This window comes from Halomonas sp. M1 (assembly GCF_029581375.1).
Taxonomy (GTDB): Bacteria; Pseudomonadota; Gammaproteobacteria; order Pseudomonadales; family Halomonadaceae; genus Vreelandella.
The window spans coordinates 3,566,307-3,585,345 of sequence record NZ_CP121119.1; the positions used below are offsets into that span (position 1 = coordinate 3,566,307).

Sequence of the window (19,039 nt, forward strand, 5' to 3'; positions counted from 1 at the left end):
GTAAGTATTCCAGGGGAGTAAGGTAGTTGGGGAAATCGCTTTTGCGCTGGCGTCGCCAGGGTCGACGTCTGGGTATTGCCGTGCTGTTTGTGGTGGTGGGAACCGGACTATGGGAGTTCCAGGGGCGCCAGCACCAGGATGCCTACACGTGGATGGGCGTGCCCACCTGGGATGGATTTCATCCCACTACGTTTCACCGGGTGTTGCGTAACGATGGGTTTCTAGTGGGGTGGTCAGACGTGCGGGTAAACCCTCTCTGGGTTAGCTATCAAGTTACTGCGGTGCCAGATGATATGAGGATTGGCTCAAGGCCTAACTTTCAAGCTGATTGGCGCACGTTATGGCCTATTAGTGCTGATAGCTATGCAGGCAGCGGCTACGACAGAGGCCATCTGGCGCCCAACTATGCCATTGCTGCCGTGCACGGACGAAGTGCTCAAGTGGATACGTTCTTAATGAGCAATATGACGCCCCAGCGGCCCAACTTAAATCGTCAGCTTTGGCAGCGTCTTGAGCAGTCCGTGATGGATCATTTTGCTCCGCGCTTTGAGCGCTTGCAGGTGGTAACCGGGCCAGTATTCCCTGAGCGCTTTATGGATAACGTGTTTAATCGGGTGGGCTTTGTAGAAGTGCCTGAGGCCTTTTACAAAATTATCGTAGCGCCTCACGATGAGGCACCGCTTGCACTTGCCTTTATTATGCCCCAAGACGTGAGGGGCAATGAGCCGCTTGAAGATTACCTTGTCACCATTGATGAAGTTGAAGCGCGAACAGGGCTTAACTTTTTTCCAAATCTATCGGCAGAGCTTGAGGCTGTACTGGAAGGAGAGCTACGTACCCAAGGGTGGGCGCTGGAAGATGTCTCTCGTAGGCCCGGGCGCTTTCAATAGAACAAAAAAAGGGATTAGAAAGAAAGCGATTAGCTAATATCTGGTGGGCAGTGGCGTCGAGAGTTGATTAAGGCGCCATGCCTGCAAGTGCGGCAGGCTTATATTTAGAGCGGCTGGCTACGCTTAGAAAAGTATCGCCACAGAGAGCGTATTTGCTTTGGACAATAATGGATTCTAAGTCAATGGCTAAACAGAGGGGGTATAAACAGAAATAATTTTACGTAGAATTTCGTTTAAAGAGATGCAGACGGGGCCATTGAAAATGGTGCCCAGGAGAGGACTTGAACCTCCACGTCCACACGGACACTAGCACCTGAAGCTAGCGCGTCTACCAATTCCGCCACCTGGGCGCATCATCTCTAACGACTGTTTGTATTCGTATGGTGCCCAGGAGAGGACTTGAACCTCCACGTCCATACGGACACTAGCACCTGAAGCTAGCGCGTCTACCAATTCCGCCACCTGGGCGAATACAAACATACTGCCTGTTGCTATAAGCCTTACTGCTTAAAGTCTTACTACTTGCTGCTGCACCTAGCTACATCGTGTAAAGGGGGTAACACAATATAGTTTGGTGCCCAGAAGAGGACTTGAACCTCCACGTCCATACGGACACTAGCACCTGAAGCTAGCGCGTCTACCAATTCCGCCATCTGGGCAAGTGGCGCGTATGATACCCGGGTCGCGGTTAAATGCAAGCCCCAGAGGGCCTTTTTTATGCCATAAATCGCACATTTACGACGCCGGATGGTTGGGTGATTGAACATGCGGCGCTATACTGCATACATGACCAAACAAAACATGAATTTACTCAGCCTTATGGGAATTGAACCAGCCGCTGAGCCAGCTTGTAAAACGCTAGCTGAACACTCTCACCCGCAGCATTTACTGGCTGCGTCTATTATTCGCCTCCCGCAGACGCAATTAAGGATGTTGATCGCATGAAGTATTGGACGTTGAGTGATGATCCGCACGCCGAGCGCGAGGCGCAAAAGTACGATAATCCAGCGCCTAGCCGCGAATACTTGCTAGCTGCTTTAGAAAGCTACGGCAAACCGATTACTCATGAAAACATGAGTCGAATGCTCGGCATTGAAGATGAGGATCATCTTGAGGCGGTGCGTCGTCGGATGGCGGCGATGGAGCGCGATGGCCAAGTGCTGCGCGATCGTCGTGGTGCCTATGCACTTATTGATAAGCTTGATTTGATCAAAGGCAAGGTGCTGGGGCATCGTGATGGTTTTGGCTTTATTTTGCGTGATGATGGCAAAAAGCCGGACTTGGTACTGCCTCCGCGGCAAATGCGTCGCGTTTTCCACGGTGATCACGTGCTGGTTCGAGTGAGCGGGCGTGACCGCCGAGGCCGGGATGAAGCCACAATTGCGGATGTGATTTCACGTAACACCCAAACCATAGTGGGCGTATATCGTAGCAATACGCCGGAGTTTGGCGTGCTTATTCCTGAGAATCCGCGCATCACTCAAGAAGTGATAATTCCTCATACGGCCAGCGCAGGTGCTAAAGATGGTCAGGTGATTTCAGCTAAAGTTGTTAGGCAGCCGGAAACCCGCGTTCAGCCGGTGGGTGAAGTGATTGAGGTGTTGGGTGAGCGTATGGACCCCGGCATGGAAATTGATATCGCCATCCGCAGCTACGATATTCCTGCTGAGTTCCCGCCTGAAGTGTTGGATCAAACAAGCGGTATCTCAGCGGAAGTGCTGGAAGCGGATAAGCAGCACCGGGTGGACCTGCGCGATACACCGCTGGTGACTATTGATGATGAGTCTGCGAAAGACTTTGATGACGCGGTATGTGCCTGGAAAACCAAGTCGGGTAGCTGGAAACTGTTGGTCGCAATTGCTGATGTTTCCCACTATGTGCGTCCGGGCACTGCGCTTGACGATGAGGCGCGTACGCGCGGCAACTCGGTCTATTTCCCTGGCCAAGTAGTGCCCATGCTGCCCGAGCTACTCTCTAATGGCTTGTGTTCACTCAATCCTCATGTCGATCGCTTGGTGATGGTCTGTGAGATGAATATCTCAAAGACCGGCGCCATTAGCCGCTACTCCTTCTATGAAGCGGTCATGAAGTCACATGCTCGGCTTACCTATAACAAGGTAGCGGCCATACTTGATAATGAGAGCGAAGAGGGTGAGGCGCTGCGCAATCAGCACCAGGATCTGGTGAAGCCGCTGCAAAATCTGCACGAGCTTTATCATTTGCTGCGTGAGGCTCGGGAAGAGCGCGGGGCGCTTGATTTCGATACCACCGAAACGGCAATTATCTTTAACGATGAGCGCAAGATTGAAAAAATTGTGCCTCGCACCCGCAACAATGCTCATAAGATAATCGAAGAGTGCATGCTTGCCGCAAACGTCGCTACGGCACGCTTCTTAGATAAGCACGACTTGCCGGCGCTTTACCGTATCCACGAGCGCCCAACCCCAGAGCGACTTGATAAGCTACGCCTTTTCTTAAGTGAATTGGGCCTTTCGGTGGGTGGTGGTGATATGCCTACCCCCCAGGACTATCAGGCGTTGCGCGAAGTGATTATTGATCGCCCAGACGCTGACATCATCCAAACGGTGATGCTGCGCTCGATGAATCAGGCAGTCTATTCGCCCCAGAATGAAGGCCACTTCGGTTTGGCGTATCAGGCGTATGCCCATTTTACCTCGCCAATTCGCCGCTATCCTGACCTGCTGGTACACCGGGCTATACGCTCGGTTATTCGCGGGCCGCGCCAAACCAATACCGTGGTGCGTGTCGAAGGTTCGCCCGTTGAGCCGCCGAGTAAATGGTGTCCTTACACCTTTGAGCAAATGCTTGAGCTGGGTGAACACTGCTCCATGACCGAGCGGCGTGCTGATGAGGCAACCCGCGACGTTGAAAGCTGGCTCAAGTGTGAGTTTATGTCAGATAAGCTGGGCGAGACCTTTGACGGCACCATTGCCTCGGTGACTCAGTTTGGCTTGTTTGTGCGCCTTGATGCGTTCTATGTGGAAGGTTTAGTGCACGTTACTTCGCTGCCCTCTGACTACTACCACTATGAGGCAGAAAAACATCGGCTCAAGGGCGAGCGCACAGGCACCACCTATCGACTGGGCGACGGCCTAACGGTGCAGGTAGCGCGGGTCGATATGGATGATCGCAAGATTGATTTTGGCCTGGCCGATGAGAAGCCGCGCCCGCGTCGTCAGCCGCGCAAACGTCGTGGTGGAGAGAGTGGTGGAGAGAGTGGTGGAAAAGACGGGGGCGCTGAAAAATCTGCGGCCCCATCAGATAAACAGCCAACGCGCCGGGGGCCGCGTCGTACGCGTAACGGCTCGCGTAAACCTGCGCCGAATAAGGAGTGAGCATGAAGTCGGCGTCATCTCGGCGCAGCTCGCGTCCGGTTGTCCGTACCCCTGATGGGTTAGATCACGTGTACGGCGTTCACGCGCTTGAAAGCCTGTTAGAGCGAGGCGAAACGCCCCGTGAATTATGGGTTCAGCAAGGTGCAGGCACTCGCCTAAAAGAAGTGGTTGCCAATGCGCAGGCGCGGGGTGCACGTATTAAAGAGCAGCCTCGGGAGCTGTTAGATCAGCTCACCCAAGGTGCGGCTCATCAGGGCGTTGTGGCGTTTTGCCCGCCGCTGGTGCCCGAGGGAGAAGAATCGCTTTGGCTAAAACTGCGTGCTTGGCAGGCGCCGACACCTCCGCTGCTGTTGGTGCTAGACGGGGTTACCGACGTGCATAATTTTGGCGCCTGCTTGCGGAGTGCCGATGCCGCGGGTGCCCATGGTGTCATTGTCGCGAAGGATAAAGCAGCGCCCCTGAATGCCACTGTGCGCAAAGTAGCCTGTGGAGCCGCTGAAGTGGTGCCCGTTTACCAAGTGACCAACCTTTCACGCACCTTAGCCAAGCTAAAAGACGCCGGCGTTTGGATTACCGGGACGGCTGGGGAGGCTGAGGCTAGTGTGTTTGAGATTGATATGACCGGGCCAACAGCGCTTGTTATGGGTGCCGAAGGGAAGGGGATGCGCCGCCTGACGCGGGAGGCTTGCGACAATTTAGCCAAGCTGCCTATGGCAGGGCAGGTCTCTAGTCTGAACGTTTCAGTCGCCACGGGTATTTGTTTGTTTGAAGCCGTTCGACAACGACAGCTTGCAAGTTAACTACCTGCCCACTAAAATGCTTGCGCCCGTTTATCTATAAGCGGGCGCAAGTTATTGGCTGATAGCCAGTACAAAACACAGTTCTGCTTGATGTCTTGGCTCCCATTGCTGTTTGCGGTAAGCCCGGGCATTTCAGTTAACTCCTTGCTTCCCTGTCGTCTAGCGTTTTTGCGCAAACACACCGGAAGCTGTCAAACCGCAAGGAGATTCCATGCGTCATTACGAAATCGTGTTTATGGTCCACCCGGATCAGAGCGAGCAAGTGCCGGCTATGGTCGAGCGCTACACCAGCATTGTTACCGAGAATGCGGGTACTGTGCATCGCTTAGAAGATTGGGGTCGCCGTCACTTGGCTTACCCGATCAACAAGATCCACAAAGCCCACTACGTGCTGATGAACGTTGAATGTACCGGTGAGACACTCGACGAGATCGAGAACATCTTCCGTTTCAACGATGCCATCATCCGCAGCCTAGTAGTTCGCTGCAAAGAAGCGATCACTGAAGCTTCTCCGATGATGAAACCGGCAGAAGAAAAGCGTCCGCGTCGCGAAGAAAAGCCGCGCGAAGAAGCTGAAGAAACTGCCTGATTCTATCCACTGCACGTTTTAAGGAGCTAGTCCATGGCACGTTTTTTCCGTCGCCGTAAGTTTTGCCGCTTCACCGCTGAAGGCGTCAAGCAGATCGATTACAAAGATCTCGACACGCTGAAGGCTTACATCACCGAAACCGGCAAGATCGTTCCGAGCCGTATCACCGGTACCAAAGCACGCTATCAGCGTCAGTTGGCGACTGCTATCAAGCGTTCGCGTTATCTGGCACTGCTGCCCTACTCCGATAGCCACCAGTAAGCGTTTAACGTGATGCTGGCACTAGCACGATGGCTGATGCGGGGCACGCCCTATGCCGCAGGCGGGGCAGCGCTAGCAACGCTAGTGCCCTGGCTGTTTTGGTTAGGAGCAGCCATTGCAGCGTTAATGACCTTGCGCAAAGGCTTTGCCCCTGCGCTACCGGTCATTATCGCAGCCGCGCTGCCGGCAGGTTTTTGGTGGGCACAGGGTGACGTGATTCCGCTTGCCAGCGTATTGCTGGTAACGCTAATGGCCGTCATCTTGAGAGAAAGGATGCGTTGGAGCGAAGCCTTAATCGTAGGGGCAATAGCCGCTGCGGTAATGGTTCAGCTTGGCATCTTTAGCCCACCAGGTGGAACCCAGCTAATGCTGGAGCAGTTGCGAGAGGGTTCCGACGAAGTCGATCGTATGCTCACAGAGTTTGCTAACCAGGGGTATGACACCCAGACACTTGCCGCGATAGTGGTGGGAGGTGTGACGGGCTTAGTTGTACTTTTAGCAGGTATTGCGTGTTTAGCTTTAGCACGAAGTTGGCAGGCTGGGCTTTATAACCCAGGCGGCTTTCGTGAAGAGTTTCACTCGCTACGTCTAGCCCCCAAAGAGCTGGCTATTTTAGTAGTGCTCGGGGTGGTTGGGATGATGCTAGGGGCGCATGCTTTGGCAATGTTGGGCTGGATTCCGCTATTGGTTGCTGGCGTTGCGTTAGTGCACGGGTTTATTGGATTAAAGGGGATGAACGGGCTGTGGCTGGTAGCATTTTATGTGCTACTGATCACGACCTGGCCCACGATTCTCATTGTGCTGCTGTTGGGGCTGATTGACACATTCGCGAACGTTCGCGCACGCCTTGCCCGCAGCAATTGACAAGAGGTTTACGAGATGGAAGTCATTCTGCTCGATAATATTGGTAAGTTGGGCGGCCTGGGTGACAAGGTCACTGTGAAGCCTGGTTATGGTCGTAACTACTTGGTACCTTACGGCTTAGCCGTACCGGCCACCAAAGAGAACGTAGAGGCGTTCAAAGCGCAGCGTGCTGAGCTTGAAGCCCAAGCCGCTGAGCGTAAAGCAGAAGCCGAAGCCCGTGCAGAGCAACTTAACGACATCGAACTGTCGTTGGTTTCTAAAGCCGGTGATGAAGGCAAGCTGTTCGGCTCTATTGGTCCTCGCGATCTGGCTGACGCTATTTCCTCCGCTGGCATCGACGTTGCCAAGAGCGAAGTGCGTATGCCGCAAGGCCCGATTCGTCAAACTGGCGAATATGACATCGCTCTTCACCTGCATGCAGATGTTGACGCTGTTGTACGCGTGGTCGTTGTCGCAGAGTAAACGCTCTCGCCAACGCTGACGCCTCAAAGGGCGCGGGGATTCCCGCGCCCTTTGTTATTTGTAGACGCCCGATTGTAATCGGCATTGTTTTGGCTATATGAAATGCCAGCCAAGTGTCGTTCAAAACCCTCGGCTGTATAGGTAGGCCGTTGTTTTTAGAACGCCATTGGGTCTGCTAACTTCCGTGGTTGGGGGCAGTGGTTTCTCATTAAGATAAGTATCGTTGTTGGCTACGTATTACTGTCAAGGAGCTCGCTATGCAGGACAAGCCTTCTGCTGATCAGGAAACGGCAGCGCTGAAGTTGCCGCCGCATTCGCTAGAGGCGGAGCAGTCGGTGTTAGGCGGGCTAATGTTGGATAACCAAGCCTGGGATAACGTTTCAGAGCGCTTAGTGACCGACGACTTTTATCGCTACGAACATCGCCTCGTCTTCAACGTGATGATTCATTTGGCGGAGTCTGGGCAGCCGCTGGACGTGATAACGCTCTCTGAAGCGCTTGAAGCCAGAGATCAGCTCGATACGGTGGGTGGGTTGGCATTTCTAGCCGAGCTTGCCCGTAACACCCCCTCAGCTAGTAATATCCGCGCCTATGCGGATATTGTGCGTGAACGAGCGACGCTGCGTAAGCTTATCCGCGCGGCAAATCAAATAGCCGACGGGGCTTTCTCCCCACAAGGGCGGCCGGCTGACGAACTGCTCAATGAGGCCGAACGGCTGGTATTTCAGATCGCTGAAGAGCGTCCGAAAACCGGTGGCCCGATTGGCATGAGTGAGCTACTCACCAAAGCAGTTGACCGCATTGATGAGCTGTTCAATCTCAAAGGTGAAATGACCGGGCTTTCCAGCGGGTTCCGCGATTTAGATGAGATGACATCTGGGCTGCAGCCCTCTGATTTGGTAATTATCGCCGGGCGCCCCTCCATGGGTAAAACCACCTTCGCAATGAATTTGGTAGAGCACGCGGTTATTGCTAGCGATAAGCCGGTTATGGTGTTCTCTATGGAGATGCCCGCCGAATCGCTAATGCTACGTATGCTTTCATCCCTTGGCCGGATTGACCAAACTCGGGTGCGTTCAGGCCAGTTAGAAGACGAAGACTGGCCACGACTTACCTCAGCGGTCAACCTGCTGAAAGACAAGCAACTGTTTATTGACGATACGGCTGCACTCTCACCGAACGAGATGCGCTCGCGGCTGCGTCGGGTCGTGCGTGAGCACGGCAATATGGCGTTAGTTATGATCGACTATCTGCAGCTAATGCAGATCCCCGGATTTTCTGAAAACCGTACGGGCGAAATTTCTGAGATTTCACGCTCTCTAAAAGGGTTGGCAAAAGAGTTTCAGTGCCCCGTGGTAGCGCTTTCCCAGCTAAACCGTTCATTGGAGCAGCGCCCTAACAAACGTCCGGTGATGTCGGATCTAAGGGAATCGGGAGCGATTGAACAGGATGCGGACGTTATCGCCTTTGTTTATCGTGATGAAGTCTATAATCCGGACAACCCTGACAACCAAGGGATTGCGGAACTGATTATTGGCAAGCAGCGTAACGGGCCTATCGGCACGGTGCACATGGCGTTTATAGGTAAATACACCCGGTTTGAAGATCTAGCGCCCGATCGCTACGGCGAAGCGTTTGGCGATTAACGTATGCGTAGGCGGTTAACGCAGATGCGGGTAATTAACTTGTGTGGAGCAGGGCAGGTCGTATAATGCTCGCCCCTCTTTCGAAGCAGATAGACAGGAGTAGAAAATGGCAGGTGGTTTTAGACGTGGTAACCGAAAGCGTCTTCCTAAGCTGGAGGGCCGCGGGGAGTTGCAGTCGCTAGAGCGCGAAGGGCCATTTAAAGAGTGGTTGGGAATGCCTGACCTTTACCGCTACTTCCTGGTGGTGGAAGGGGAGAAGTACAGTTACCAAACCGAAGATGGCGAGTTGCCTGTGGCGGTTGGTGACAAGGTTGTCTTTCGTTATAAGGAAACCAAAGGCGGAAACTGGATTGATCGCAATTCACTAGGCAAGGCTATCGACCCGTCTGAATATCAATAATTGAACGCATAAGTTGACGTTTTGGTCAGGAACTCTTTTGTTAAGTTGCCGTCTCATGAAGTTAGTGCCAAGGTAACATTATTGTCATGGGTTTGCGGGATGCTTTGCCCATGACAATGTCTAATAACAGGAGGGAACCATGGAGCTAAAAGAGCTTAAACAGTTTGTCGCAAACCACGACAACTTCGAAATTCGCGTTATTACCCACTCAGGCAGCCGCTTCTATCAGGTTGAGCTTGAAGATGTTGAAGGTGAGCGACATATGCTGACGCAACGTCATAAACCGATGTTGTTTCGCTCGCTAGATGACGTCTATCTGGAACTTAAGCGAGCAGGCATTCATCGCGCGTATCTAGTTCAGCATGTGCCGCAAGATGAAGTGATCGGACGCGATGCCCACTATAGCGAGCCGTTAACATCTCGCATGCCGCTCGTGTTTTAAGCAGTGGGTTTGGCGAGTTTGGTCAAAAAACGCCCGTATATGTGTAATCGGTTCATTATTTAGCTTGTCGTTTTTCCCACCACTGCCCTAGCCGGATTCTGCGGCGGGCAAAAAATCGGTAGCCTGCATCCATTGCGCTTCGCAGGCCCGGTAAGCAAGATAGCCTTACTAGCCGCCGGTAACCCAGTACTGCATAAAGGGCCCGGCTGGCATCCATGCCTACATACCATATCCCTTTATTATCAAGTAAGTGAAGCTGCCCCATCATGTCATCAAACGAACGCCCAAGCTTAGCGGCGTTGAAGTCGTTGCTTTGAATATCTATCAGTTTGACCTGCTCTTGATGTCGGTGCTTCGAAAGCCATTCAACTTCGACCCGACAGAAAGGGCAGTGACCATCGTGAAAAAGTGTGACGGGCGCAGCTGCTTGAAGCGTAGAAAAACGGCTCATTGATACGACTCCTTTTGATAACCTTGAGTGTGGCTAGGTAGCCCATAACCTGGGCGCGTTTCTAATGTTGAGAGAAACTGCTCTGCCTGTTGACGGATAGCCTCGCGCTTCTCTTCCTTCATGCGGGAAAGGGAGCCGTAAATCAGCCTCATCCTGGGGTTGCGATTTAGCTGCTCGGCGTTAGTTTCTAAAAAATGCCAATAAAGACTGTTAAGGGGGCAAGCGTTAGGCCCTGTTACTTGTTTAGGGGTGTAGCGACAGTGTTGGCAGTGGTCAGACATTTTGTCGATATACTTACCCGATGCACAGTAAGGCTTGGAGCCCATCAAGCCACCGTCGGCATGGAGAACCATACCCAGCGTATTGGGTAGCTCCACCCACTCGCAGGCATCGGCATACACGGCTAAGTACCAGTCGCAAAGCGCTTCAGGCTTTACACCACATAGCAGGGCAAAGTTACCCGTCACCATTAATCGCTGGATATGGTGGGCATAGCTATTGTCGATGGTCATTTGTATGGCGCGCTGTAGGCAACGCATGTCGGTGTTTCCGTCCCAATAAAACTTTGGTAGATCGCGCTTGGCGCTGAGTCCGTTTTGTTGCTTATAGCTGGGCATTTGCGTCCAATAAAGCCCGCGTACATACTCCCGCCAGCCGAGTATTTGGCGGATAAAACCCTCTACGGCATTAATGGGGGCCTTGCCTATGTGATACTGCTGTTCCGCCGCTTCGCACACTTCATGGGGGGTTAGCAGGCCAATATTGAGGGCCGCAGATAGTCGAGAATGATATAAAAACGGCTCGATATCGCTAATGGCATCCTGATAGCGGCCAAAGTCCGCTAGCCCATGGTCAATAAAGTGTTTTAAATCTACCAGCGCTTGGCGGCGTGTCACGGGCAAGTTGAAGTTATCCAGTGACCCCATATGCTCGCTAAAATGGTGCTGCGCATCTCTGAGCGCTTCCCGGGTTAACTCATCTTGGCTGTGCTGGGGCAGCGCTGGAAAGCTAAGCGCTGCACTAATAGGTTCACGGTTATCGTGATCAAAATTCCACTTACCACCGGCTGGTGCATCGCCTTCCATCAACAGCCCCGTGCGCTTACGCTGTTCGCGATAGAAGTATTCTAGGCGCAGCTGTTTACGCCCTCTGGCCCAACTAGCGAAGTCGTCTGGGGTGGTGAAAAAACGCTCATCTTCTAATAATGTCCATGGCAAGGCGGCGTCTTTGCGCGCCGTTATATCGTTCCACAGTCGCCACTCCCCAGGGCGGGTAACACGTATCTGATCGCAGCCGTACTGTTTGGCAATCCGTTCTGCTTCATTAAGAAGTGACTGAGTGTTGTCTGCATCGTCAATTCGGCTGTAGTGAACCTGGAAGCCTTTGTCTCTCAGGGTTTGGGCAAAGTGTCGCATGGCGGCCATAAAGAGGCCGATTTTATGTATATGATGGGGGACATAGCGAGCTTCATCCGCGACTTCGCACATGGCTACCACCGCATTAGGGGGGGCATCTTTTATCGCTGTGAGTGAAAGGGACAGCTGATCACCGAGTACGAGTAGTAAAGGCTTGGACATGAATTTGCCTATAGTTATACAAATAATGTTGATAGTATAACTTTATGCCGTAACTTTGCTGGAAAGTGTTACTATTTTAGCCATTAAAAGTAGTCTTTTAGGAGTAGACGTATGACCGATAGCGTTGTGAAGGATCAGCCAGGAGCAGGCCGCTTGGCCCACGCGCCAAGTGACCATCCGGCTGTGCCCCGTGCGAAGGTAGGGGTAGTGCTGGCCAATCTTGGCACGCCGGATGCTACCGACTACTGGTCAATGCGTCGCTACCTGAATGAGTTCCTATCCGACAAGCGGGTGGTGGATTATGCCGGTTGGAAATGGCAGCCACTGCTTCAGCTCATTATTTTGACGAAACGTCCCTTTTCGTCGGGTCATGCGTACAAAAGTATCTGGAATACTGATAAAAACGAAAGCCCTCTGCTAACGACTACCCGTGCGCAAACGGAAAAGATGGCCGAGCGACTCAAAGCCCTCTACGGCGATAATGTAGAGGTTGATTTTTGTATGCGTTACGGTAATCCCTCCACTGAAAGTGTGCTAAACCGGATGAAGGAGAAGGGATGCGAGCGCATCGTCTTTTTCCCGCTTTATCCCCAGTATGGTTCGCCCACCACGGCCACCGCTAATGACCAGGCGTTTCGTACACTGATGAAGATGAAATGGCAGCCTTATATTAGGACCGTGCCTGCCTACTTTGAACACCCAGCGTACATTCAGGCGTTAGCTAACTCGGTGCAAGAGGCTTACGACAGTTTTGAAAGCCGTCCCACGAAACTGGTGGCGAGTTACCACGGGGTGCCGGAACGTTATCTGCTGGAAGGTGACCCCTACCACTGCCAGTGCCAGAAAACGACGCGCCTAATGCGTGAGAAGCTTGGCTTCACCAAAGAAGAAGTAGATACCGCTTTTCAGTCACAGTTTGGTCCCGAAAAATGGGTAGGGCCACAAACCGTTGATCACGTGGCGGCGTTGGCTAAGCAGGGGCATAAGCACATCGCTATTATGTCACCCGCCTTCTCATCGGACTGTGTGGAAACACTGGAGGAGATTAAAGAGGAAATCCACGACAGCTTTATGGAAGCCGGGGGCGAAACCTTCAGCTATATTCCTTGCTTAAATGACCGGGATGATCATATCGATGCGCTGTTAGCCGTCGTGAATAATGAACTATCGGGTTGGCTGTGTTAATTATCTACCTGTATAGCGTAATGCGCTTATCTGCCACGGGCTTTTAGCAGCTGGCGGCGGCGGTTTTTGATACTGCCAGGGCGTTTGGGGCGGCCGGGTTTTGCTACTCGGTTTTGCCCCACATCTTCATCCAGAAGTTCAGGCAGCGAGCCACGGGTGCTGGTGGTAAAGCGTAAATGCATGTGTAGTCCTGTTTTTGCCAGCATGTGACCTGTCACGGGGGCAGTTAAAAACAGAAACAGGGTAATTAATAGCTCTTGCATGTGGGGTTCACGCTGGGTGGTTGTAAAGTAAACCATTGAAGCAATCAGCACACAGCCGATGCCTAGCGTAGTGCCTTTGGTGGGCCCGTGTAAGCGCATGAAAAAGTCTTTGAACTGCAGCATGCCAAGCGAGCCAGTAAAGGCAAACATCCCGCCGCAAATAAGCAGAAGCGATACCAAAGCCTCAATCATAATAGCAAATGTCATGTCAGCCTCCGTTACTCAATAATATCGCCGCGTAGCAAGTATCGACAAATTGCCATGGTGCTGATAAAGCCGAGTAAGGCGATTAACATGGCAGCTTCAAAGTACGTTTTTGTGTTGAACCAAAGCCCAGCAATTACGATAAGCGCAATTGCGTTGACATACATGGTATCTAGCGCTAGCAATCGATCGGGTATGTCTGGGCCTATAAGTAAGCGGTAAACATTCATTGCGAGTGCTAGCACTATTAGTGTCAAACTGATCCAAAGGGCGATGGCTAGCATTCGAAAATCTCCTTAATGGGACGCTCGTAACGCTCATGAATGTCTTGAATAAGAGCCTGCTCATCCTCCATATCCAATACATGAATAAGCAGCGACGTATGATCTAGCCGAATATTGGTGGAAACAGTGCCAGGCGTCATGGTGATGGTATTGGCCAAGAGAGTAATGGCTAGCCGATCCTGTACTTGTAGTGGGTACTCAATAAAGCCTGGGTGCGGTGTCCGCTTGGGGCTCAAAATTAATAAGCTAACGTGCAAGTTGGCGACTACGATATCGGCAAGTACCCGTAAGACAAAACGTACGAGCTTTATAGGGTGTTTAACCCGGGGGAAAGGCAGCCAAAAAGCGCGGGTTAGCAGCGGTATGCCAATTGCTAGCAGCACTCCTAGTAGCAGTTGGCCGAAAGCCAAGCTTCTCACCATTAGAAGCCAGGTGATTAATAGTATTAGTGACAGGGCAGGTGCGGGAAAATAGCGGGCAAACATTACTGCTCCTCCTTATCGCGCAAAGCAAAATCTGAAGGATTTACTTCGGGCAGTATGGTCTGAATAGTCCGCTGTGGCGAAGCAAGTTGCTCAGCAGTGGCTTGAGTGTATTCGCTTACAGGCCCCGCCAGTAACACTAACAGCGGCGCGCTAATCAATAACCACGTTACGCCAGATAGCTGCAAGGGAGTGATACGTGGCCCGCTGGGAGCACCTTTGTAGCTCGCCCAGAAAAACACCGAGCCAGCCCGAGAGAGGGCAATCATGGCCGCTAAACCAGCCAAAAGTAATAGTGGCCACAGCCATAGCCTCTGTGCGCTATCCGCAGCCTGCATCAAGAGTAATTTGCCCAATGCCCCAGCTAAGGGGGGCAGGCCCGCCATGGCGACGGCTCCTATCAAAAACATACCGCCAAGCAGGGCTGGTTGATGAAGCTTGCGGGCACGTACTAAGCGCGTGCCCGCCTTGCCCCGCTGTAGACCGATCAGCTCAGCTAGCAGGAACAGTGCTCCAGCGATGAGCGTGGTGTGCACGAGGTAATAGAGCAAAGCCCCCGTGCCTGAGATGTGACCCATACCAGCCCCGCTCATTAGCGTGCCGACAGAAACAAGCACTAAATATGCCACTAGGGTGCGAAGATCACGAGCGGCTAAAACGCCAATGCCCGCCAACAAAAGGGTTGCCAAGCCGCCCCACCAAAGCCAATTATCGATATAAACAATGGCTGGGCTTTCCGAAAATACTAGCGTTTGAACCCGAAGCAGGGCATATAAACCGACCTTTGTCATAATCGCAAACAGCGCTGCTACCGGTGCGGGCGCAGAGGCATAGGTGCTCGGTAACCAAAAATAGAGGGGTAAAATAGCGGCCTTCAAACTAAATACGACGGTAAGCAGTAAAGCCCCCGCGGTCACCAGCGCGGCATTAGCCTCATCCATCTGGGCAATGCGATGCCCCATATCTGCCATGTTGAGCGTGCCAGTGGCGCCATACAGTATCCCAAGGGCAATTATGAACAGCGCTGAACCCACTAGATTAAGCACAACATAGTGAAGTCCTGCGCCAATGCGCGCTTTACCACCGCCATGCATAAGCAACGCGTAGGAAGCCAGCAGTAAGATTTCAAAAAATACAAAGAGGTTGAATAAGTCTCCAGTTAAAAAGGCGCCGTTTAAACCCAGCAATTGAAGCTGAAAAATGCCGTGAAAGTTACTCCCGCGGCCATCATCTCCTGCGCTGGCAAACAGGATGCACCCTAAAGCCAGTACGGCGGTGAGTGCCACCATCAGTGCTGAGAGGCGATCTAATACCAGCACAATGCCAAACGGTGCCTGCCAGTTCCCCAGGTTATAAATATTGATAATATCGCTATTGGCATGTACCAGTAGTACGCCCGATAGCACCACTAATAGTGCGGTTGAGATAATGCTAATACGCCGCTGCAGCGCGCTGGGGGCTTGCCCCATGAGCAGTAAACCAAGCGCAGTCAGCATGGGTAAAAGAATAGGAAAAACTAGCAGGTGCTGGCTCATTAGCGGGTGCTTCCTTCTTCACCTTGCTTACCATCCACGTGGTCATTACCTAGCTCGGCGCGCGCTCGTATCGCAAGAATGACCATGAACGCAGACATGGCAAAACCAATTACGATGGCCGTTAATACCAGTGCCTGAGGGAGAGGGTCGGCAGGTGCGGCTGAGGCACCTATCACCGCCGCTGAGTGGGTATGCAGGCCACCGGTTGAAAATAAAAACAGGTTGACCGCATAGGAGAGCAACGCAAGTCCTACGATAATTGAGAAGGTGCGACCTCGAAGCAGTAAATAAATACCGCTAGCGCTTAATACTCCGGTTACCAACGAAAAAAGCAGCTCCATTATTTATTGCCCTCTTTTGATGCCGTTTGTTCCGTGGTTTTGAGCGTAGGGCGATGCGCTGTGGTAACGCTGCCCAGGTTCACCAAAATCATCAGCGTGGCGCCCACTACCGCAAGATAGACCCCCAAGTCGAACAGTAGCGCCGTTGCTAGCTCTGTTTTGCCAACAAGCGGAATATTAAAGTAGCCGAACGAGGAGGTTAAGAAGGGATACCCGAACAGCCAGCTTCCCAAGCCGGTGAGTACGGCTATGACAAGGCCAATTACTGAAATAACCGGATACGATAGCGGCAAGCGGCGGCTGGTCCATTCGTAGCCCCGTGCAATGTACTGCAATAGTAGTGCGATAGCGGTAATTAACCCCGCAATAAAGCCGCCGCCGGGTTGGTTGTGCCCACGTAAGAAAATATAGACCGAGACAAGCAGTGCCAGCGGCAAAATGATTTGAGCGACTACTTCAAGAATCATCGGGTAGCGATGGCGCGACCAGCGAATCCCTTCAAGGTTACCGGAGGGCTTAAATAGCCGCAGCCGGTTAAGCAGTTTATAGGTCGCTAGCCCGGCAAGAGTGAGTACGGTAATTTCCCCTAACGTATCGAACCCGCGGAAATCAACCAAAATTACGTTGACGACGTTGGTGCCGCCGCCGCCAGGCACACTGTTGGTGAGGAAGTAATCAGAAATGCTCAGCACTTCCCGGGTTAGAAGGGCATAGTTCAATCCAGCAATAACTAACCCTAATGAACCTGCCAGTAAAACATCCCGTACGATTCGCCGCGAGGAGACCCAGCGAGGGGGCCGCTGAGGGAGGAAAAACAGGGCCAGTATTAGCAGTATCATTGACGCCACTTCAACGGATAGCTGCGTCATTGCGAGGTCGGGTGCTGAAAAGCGGATAAACGTAAGCGAGACGGTAAGCCCCACCATGGAAAGCATTAGCAGTGATACTAGTCGCCAGCGGTGTGCAAGCGCGCTGCCAATGGCGCCAATCATCATCACGCTGGCACCTAATAGTGTAAGCCCGTCAATTGGCTGCATGTCTACGTTTCCAGCCAATGTATCCAATTGACTAAGGCCGAGCGCAGTCATGCCAAGAGCCGATAATAGAAGAAGCGCTTGATAACGCTGCAGGGAGCCGTTTTCTAAACGTAGCGTTATCCAAAGCGAGGCTTTAATAAGGCGGGTGACAGCTTTTTCAAACAGGGCCGGGGCGCTAGGTGTAGGTAGCAAAGAGGCTAAGCTGCTAATGTTTTTATGCCGCCACAATAAAATGATACCGCCGAGGATTGCGAACAAGCTCATTAAGAGCGGTAGGTTAATCCCGTGCCACAGTGCAAAAACGAAAAGCGGTGCGTTATCCCCTTGTACTGCAATGCTTGCCGTGCGAATGAGAGGGGCGGCTAGCGTCATGGGGAACAGGCCTACGAGCAGGCACAAACAGGCAAGCATTAAACCCGGCAGGTACATGCCTTTAGGCGGGTCGTGGGGAGTGTGTGATTCCTCCGGTGGATTATCGTTAGGAGCAAAAAATACGCAATATACCAAGCGCAGTGAGTAAGCCACTGACAGGGTGGCGCCTACCAGCACCAGTAATGGAATCACGCTGCCTAGGCCACCAAATAGATCGGTGGCTAAGGCCTTGGTCAGCAGCATCTCTTTCGATAGAAAGCCATTAAACGGAGGGAAGCCCGCCATTGCTGCGCCGGCCATAAGCGTTAATGTTCCGGTGATAGGCATAAGGGACCATAACCCACCTAGGCGCCTGATATCCCGTGTGCCGGTTTCGTGGTCGATAATGCCAGCGCTCATAAACAGCGTTGCTTTGAACAGCGCATGGTTAAGAATATGAAAAAGGGCTGCGACAATCGCCAGCGGCGTATTCAAGCCAAGCAGTAGCACCACTAATCCAAGATGGCTTACCGTTGAAAAGGCTAAAATACCTTTTAAATCACGCTCTAATAAGGCGAACCAGGCGCCGTACACGAGCGTAGCCAAGCCTGCTAGTGTTAGACTGATCGACCATAATGACGTGTCGCCTAATGCCGGATGTAGCCGAGCGAGAAGAAAAATCCCCGCTTTTACCATGGTGGATGAGTGCAGGTAGGCGGACACGGGGGTGGGCGCGGCCATGGCGTGGGGTAACCAAAAATGGAAGGGGAACTGGGCCGATTTAGTAAAGGCGCCCAGTAATACCAAGGCCATAATGACAGGGTAGGTGGATGCTTGGCGCAACTGATCGCCAGCGGCCAGTACGTCGGGCAGCGCAAAACTACCTACTTCATGGCCTATAAGCAAAATACCGGCTAGCAATGCCAAACCGCCAGCACCAGTGACGGTAAGGGCCATGCGTGCTCCGCGCCGCGCATCGCTACGGTGTCCCCAAAAACCAATCAGTAAAAAAGAGGCAATGCTAGTAAGTTCCCAGAACAGCCATAAAAGCAGCAAATTGTCGGCCATGACAATGCCGAGCATAGCGGTCATGAACAGCATCATGTAAGAGAAGAACCGCCCGTCATTTTCGCTGCTAGAGAGGTAATAGCCCGCGTAAATGATGATTAAACTGCCGATGCCCAAGATGAGCAGACCAAACAGTAGGGTTAGGCCGTCAACTCGTAGGGCAAGGTCTAGTCCTAACAACGGTATCCAGCTTAGCTGCTGTGATACCGTACCACCGTCTAGTAGTATCGGCAGGTGGCTAAGCAGTAGGGCTAGGGCGGTAATGGGAACGATTGCTGTCGCGGCGGTGCAGAACAATCGTCCGCGAGAGACAGTTAGTAACGGCACTAACGTGCCAACCAGGGTTAACAGTGGTATCCATAGCAGCGGCATTGCTAGCGTTCCACATTCTGGGCGGCAGCGGATGCTATCAGTAGATAGACTACGCTGCAGATAAGGGCTTAGGGGTTAGTGCTAGCGAAAAAGGCGCGTTAAGATGCATGACTGGTAACCCGCAGGTGCCTGATATAAGGTTTACAACCTGAAGATTCCTGTTATCTAACACGGCCTTG

19 protein-coding genes and 3 tRNA genes are annotated in these 19,039 nt (G+C 52.4%); 11 read left to right on the forward strand and 11 right to left on the reverse strand.

Annotated elements, in window-relative coordinates; genetic code table 11:
- The first annotated feature begins 41 nt into the window (after positions 1-41).
- Entirely contained in the window at positions 42-890 is an 849-nt protein-coding gene (locus P8S54_RS16340) for a DNA/RNA non-specific endonuclease (RefSeq protein ID WP_281442589.1), read from the forward strand.
- A gap of 263 nt (positions 891-1,153) precedes the next feature.
- Here P8S54_RS16340 and P8S54_RS16345 read toward each other — a convergent pair.
- The 3 genes from P8S54_RS16345 to P8S54_RS16355 all read right to left on the reverse strand — a co-directional run bounded on the left by P8S54_RS16345 (position 1,154) and on the right by P8S54_RS16355 (position 1,549).
- Positions 1,154-1,240, reverse strand: a tRNA-Leu gene (locus tag P8S54_RS16345).
- A 31-nt stretch (positions 1,241-1,271) separates the two neighbouring features.
- A tRNA-Leu gene (locus P8S54_RS16350) sits at positions 1,272-1,358 on the reverse strand.
- A 104-nt stretch (positions 1,359-1,462) separates the two neighbouring features.
- A tRNA-Leu gene (locus P8S54_RS16355) sits at positions 1,463-1,549 on the reverse strand.
- 282 nt (positions 1,550-1,831) lie between these two features.
- On the opposite strand from P8S54_RS16355, the gene rnr reads away from it, so the two are divergent.
- From rnr to P8S54_RS16400, 9 genes are all read left to right on the forward strand, one after another.
- Entirely contained in the window at positions 1,832-4,246 is a 2,415-nt protein-coding gene (gene rnr / locus P8S54_RS16360; protein ID WP_281442590.1) for a ribonuclease R, read from the forward strand.
- 2 nt (positions 4,247-4,248) lie between these two features.
- Positions 4,249-5,046, forward strand: coding sequence for a 23S rRNA (guanosine(2251)-2'-O)-methyltransferase RlmB (rlmB, locus tag P8S54_RS16365; RefSeq protein ID WP_009097142.1), 798 nt, complete (start codon positions 4,249-4,251; stop codon positions 5,044-5,046).
- A 211-nt stretch (positions 5,047-5,257) separates the two neighbouring features.
- Entirely contained in the window at positions 5,258-5,635 is a 378-nt protein-coding gene (gene rpsF, locus P8S54_RS16370) for a 30S ribosomal protein S6 (protein ID WP_009097138.1), read from the forward strand.
- A 33-nt stretch (positions 5,636-5,668) separates the two neighbouring features.
- The gene (gene rpsR, locus P8S54_RS16375; RefSeq protein WP_009097135.1) at positions 5,669-5,896 is read left to right on the forward strand and encodes a 30S ribosomal protein S18; all 228 of its coding nucleotides are present in this window, start codon (positions 5,669-5,671) and stop codon (positions 5,894-5,896) included.
- 12 nt (positions 5,897-5,908) lie between these two features.
- Positions 5,909-6,760: a hypothetical protein gene (locus P8S54_RS16380; RefSeq protein WP_281444123.1), complete on the forward strand. Its 852-nt coding sequence runs from the start codon at positions 5,909-5,911 to the stop codon at positions 6,758-6,760.
- A 15-nt stretch (positions 6,761-6,775) separates the two neighbouring features.
- Entirely contained in the window at positions 6,776-7,222 is a 447-nt protein-coding gene (rplI, locus tag P8S54_RS16385) for a 50S ribosomal protein L9 (RefSeq protein ID WP_030073316.1), read from the forward strand.
- Between the two features lie 257 nt (positions 7,223-7,479).
- Positions 7,480-8,868 (forward strand): replicative DNA helicase, encoded by a 1,389-nt coding sequence (gene dnaB, locus P8S54_RS16390; protein WP_281442591.1) that lies wholly within the window; start codon positions 7,480-7,482, stop codon positions 8,866-8,868.
- Positions 8,869-8,974: 106 nt separating this feature from the next.
- Positions 8,975-9,268 carry a hypothetical protein gene (locus tag P8S54_RS16395; protein ID WP_009097126.1) on the forward strand — a complete coding sequence of 98 codons (294 nt, stop codon included), beginning with the start codon at positions 8,975-8,977 and terminating at the stop codon, positions 9,266-9,268.
- A gap of 139 nt (positions 9,269-9,407) precedes the next feature.
- Positions 9,408-9,710 (forward strand): DUF6482 family protein, encoded by a 303-nt coding sequence (locus P8S54_RS16400; RefSeq protein ID WP_009097124.1) that lies wholly within the window; start codon positions 9,408-9,410, stop codon positions 9,708-9,710.
- A 55-nt stretch (positions 9,711-9,765) separates the two neighbouring features.
- On the opposite strand, the gene P8S54_RS16405 is transcribed toward P8S54_RS16400, so the two are convergent.
- Positions 9,766-10,161: a DUF393 domain-containing protein gene (locus P8S54_RS16405; protein ID WP_281442592.1), complete on the reverse strand. Its 396-nt coding sequence runs from the start codon at positions 10,159-10,161 to the stop codon at positions 9,766-9,768.
- Complete coding sequence (locus tag P8S54_RS16410) at positions 10,158-11,738, reverse strand: cryptochrome/photolyase family protein (protein ID WP_281442593.1); 1,581 nt, start codon at positions 11,736-11,738, stop codon at positions 10,158-10,160. The genes P8S54_RS16405 and P8S54_RS16410 overlap by 4 nt, the downstream gene beginning before the upstream one ends.
- Before the next feature lie 111 nt (positions 11,739-11,849).
- Here P8S54_RS16410 and hemH point away from each other — a divergent pair, with 111 nt between their 5' ends.
- Positions 11,850-12,923 carry a ferrochelatase gene (gene hemH / locus P8S54_RS16415; RefSeq protein ID WP_009097117.1) on the forward strand — a complete coding sequence of 358 codons (1,074 nt, stop codon included), beginning with the start codon at positions 11,850-11,852 and terminating at the stop codon, positions 12,921-12,923.
- A gap of 26 nt (positions 12,924-12,949) precedes the next feature.
- Here the strand turns inward: hemH and P8S54_RS16420 are convergent, their stop codons facing one another.
- Genes P8S54_RS16420 through P8S54_RS16445 form a run of 6 tightly spaced genes read right to left on the reverse strand, consistent with a single transcriptional unit; the run spans position 12,950 to position 18,860 of the window.
- Positions 12,950-13,393, reverse strand: coding sequence for a Na+/H+ antiporter subunit G (locus tag P8S54_RS16420; protein ID WP_281442594.1), 444 nt, complete (start codon positions 13,391-13,393; stop codon positions 12,950-12,952).
- Positions 13,394-13,404: 11 nt separating this feature from the next.
- Entirely contained in the window at positions 13,405-13,674 is a 270-nt protein-coding gene (locus P8S54_RS16425) for a K+/H+ antiporter subunit F (protein ID WP_009097114.1), read from the reverse strand.
- Positions 13,668-14,159 (reverse strand): Na+/H+ antiporter subunit E, encoded by a 492-nt coding sequence (locus tag P8S54_RS16430; RefSeq protein WP_009097111.1) that lies wholly within the window; start codon positions 14,157-14,159, stop codon positions 13,668-13,670. Before P8S54_RS16430 ends, P8S54_RS16425 begins: the two co-directional genes overlap by 7 nt.
- Positions 14,159-15,691 (reverse strand): monovalent cation/H+ antiporter subunit D, encoded by a 1,533-nt coding sequence (locus P8S54_RS16435; protein ID WP_281442595.1) that lies wholly within the window; start codon positions 15,689-15,691, stop codon positions 14,159-14,161. Before P8S54_RS16435 ends, P8S54_RS16430 begins: the two co-directional genes overlap by 1 nt.
- Entirely contained in the window at positions 15,691-16,032 is a 342-nt protein-coding gene (locus P8S54_RS16440; protein ID WP_009097107.1) for a Na+/H+ antiporter subunit C, read from the reverse strand. The genes P8S54_RS16435 and P8S54_RS16440 overlap by 1 nt, the downstream gene beginning before the upstream one ends.
- Positions 16,032-18,860 carry a monovalent cation/H+ antiporter subunit A gene (locus tag P8S54_RS16445; protein WP_281442596.1) on the reverse strand — a complete coding sequence of 943 codons (2,829 nt, stop codon included), beginning with the start codon at positions 18,858-18,860 and terminating at the stop codon, positions 16,032-16,034. The genes P8S54_RS16440 and P8S54_RS16445 overlap by 1 nt, the downstream gene beginning before the upstream one ends.
- Positions 18,861-19,039 lie beyond the last annotated feature (179 nt).

Bases quoted from the DNA above. Each gene is read 5' to 3' on its own strand.
- P8S54_RS16435 (WP_281442595.1), bottom strand. From the start codon at position 15,691: ATGAGCCAGCACCTGCTAGTTTTTCCTATTCTTTTACCCATGCTGACT.
- P8S54_RS16425 (WP_009097114.1), bottom strand. From the start codon at position 13,674: ATGCTAGCCATCGCCCTTTGGATCAGTTTGACACTAATAGTGCTAGCA.
- rnr (WP_281442590.1), top strand. From the start codon at position 1,832: ATGAAGTATTGGACGTTGAGTGATGATCCGCACGCCGAGCGCGAGGCG.
- P8S54_RS16445 (WP_281442596.1), bottom strand. From the start codon at position 18,860: ATGCCGCTGCTATGGATACCACTGTTAACCCTGGTTGGCACGTTAGTG.
- rlmB (WP_009097142.1), top strand. From the start codon at position 4,249: ATGAAGTCGGCGTCATCTCGGCGCAGCTCGCGTCCGGTTGTCCGTACC.
- dnaB (WP_281442591.1), top strand. From the start codon at position 7,480: ATGCAGGACAAGCCTTCTGCTGATCAGGAAACGGCAGCGCTGAAGTTG.
- P8S54_RS16400 (WP_009097124.1), top strand. From the start codon at position 9,408: ATGGAGCTAAAAGAGCTTAAACAGTTTGTCGCAAACCACGACAACTTC.
- P8S54_RS16395 (WP_009097126.1), top strand. From the start codon at position 8,975: ATGGCAGGTGGTTTTAGACGTGGTAACCGAAAGCGTCTTCCTAAGCTG.
- rpsR (WP_009097135.1), top strand. From the start codon at position 5,669: ATGGCACGTTTTTTCCGTCGCCGTAAGTTTTGCCGCTTCACCGCTGAA.
- P8S54_RS16430 (WP_009097111.1), bottom strand. From the start codon at position 14,159: ATGTTTGCCCGCTATTTTCCCGCACCTGCCCTGTCACTAATACTATTA.
- P8S54_RS16405 (WP_281442592.1), bottom strand. From the start codon at position 10,161: ATGAGCCGTTTTTCTACGCTTCAAGCAGCTGCGCCCGTCACACTTTTT.
- P8S54_RS16440 (WP_009097107.1), bottom strand. From the start codon at position 16,032: ATGGAGCTGCTTTTTTCGTTGGTAACCGGAGTATTAAGCGCTAGCGGT.
- P8S54_RS16380 (WP_281444123.1), top strand. From the start codon at position 5,909: ATGCTGGCACTAGCACGATGGCTGATGCGGGGCACGCCCTATGCCGCA.
- P8S54_RS16420 (WP_281442594.1), bottom strand. From the start codon at position 13,393: ATGACATTTGCTATTATGATTGAGGCTTTGGTATCGCTTCTGCTTATT.
- hemH (WP_009097117.1), top strand. From the start codon at position 11,850: ATGACCGATAGCGTTGTGAAGGATCAGCCAGGAGCAGGCCGCTTGGCC.
- P8S54_RS16410 (WP_281442593.1), bottom strand. From the start codon at position 11,738: ATGTCCAAGCCTTTACTACTCGTACTCGGTGATCAGCTGTCCCTTTCA.
- rplI (WP_030073316.1), top strand. From the start codon at position 6,776: ATGGAAGTCATTCTGCTCGATAATATTGGTAAGTTGGGCGGCCTGGGT.
- rpsF (WP_009097138.1), top strand. From the start codon at position 5,258: ATGCGTCATTACGAAATCGTGTTTATGGTCCACCCGGATCAGAGCGAG.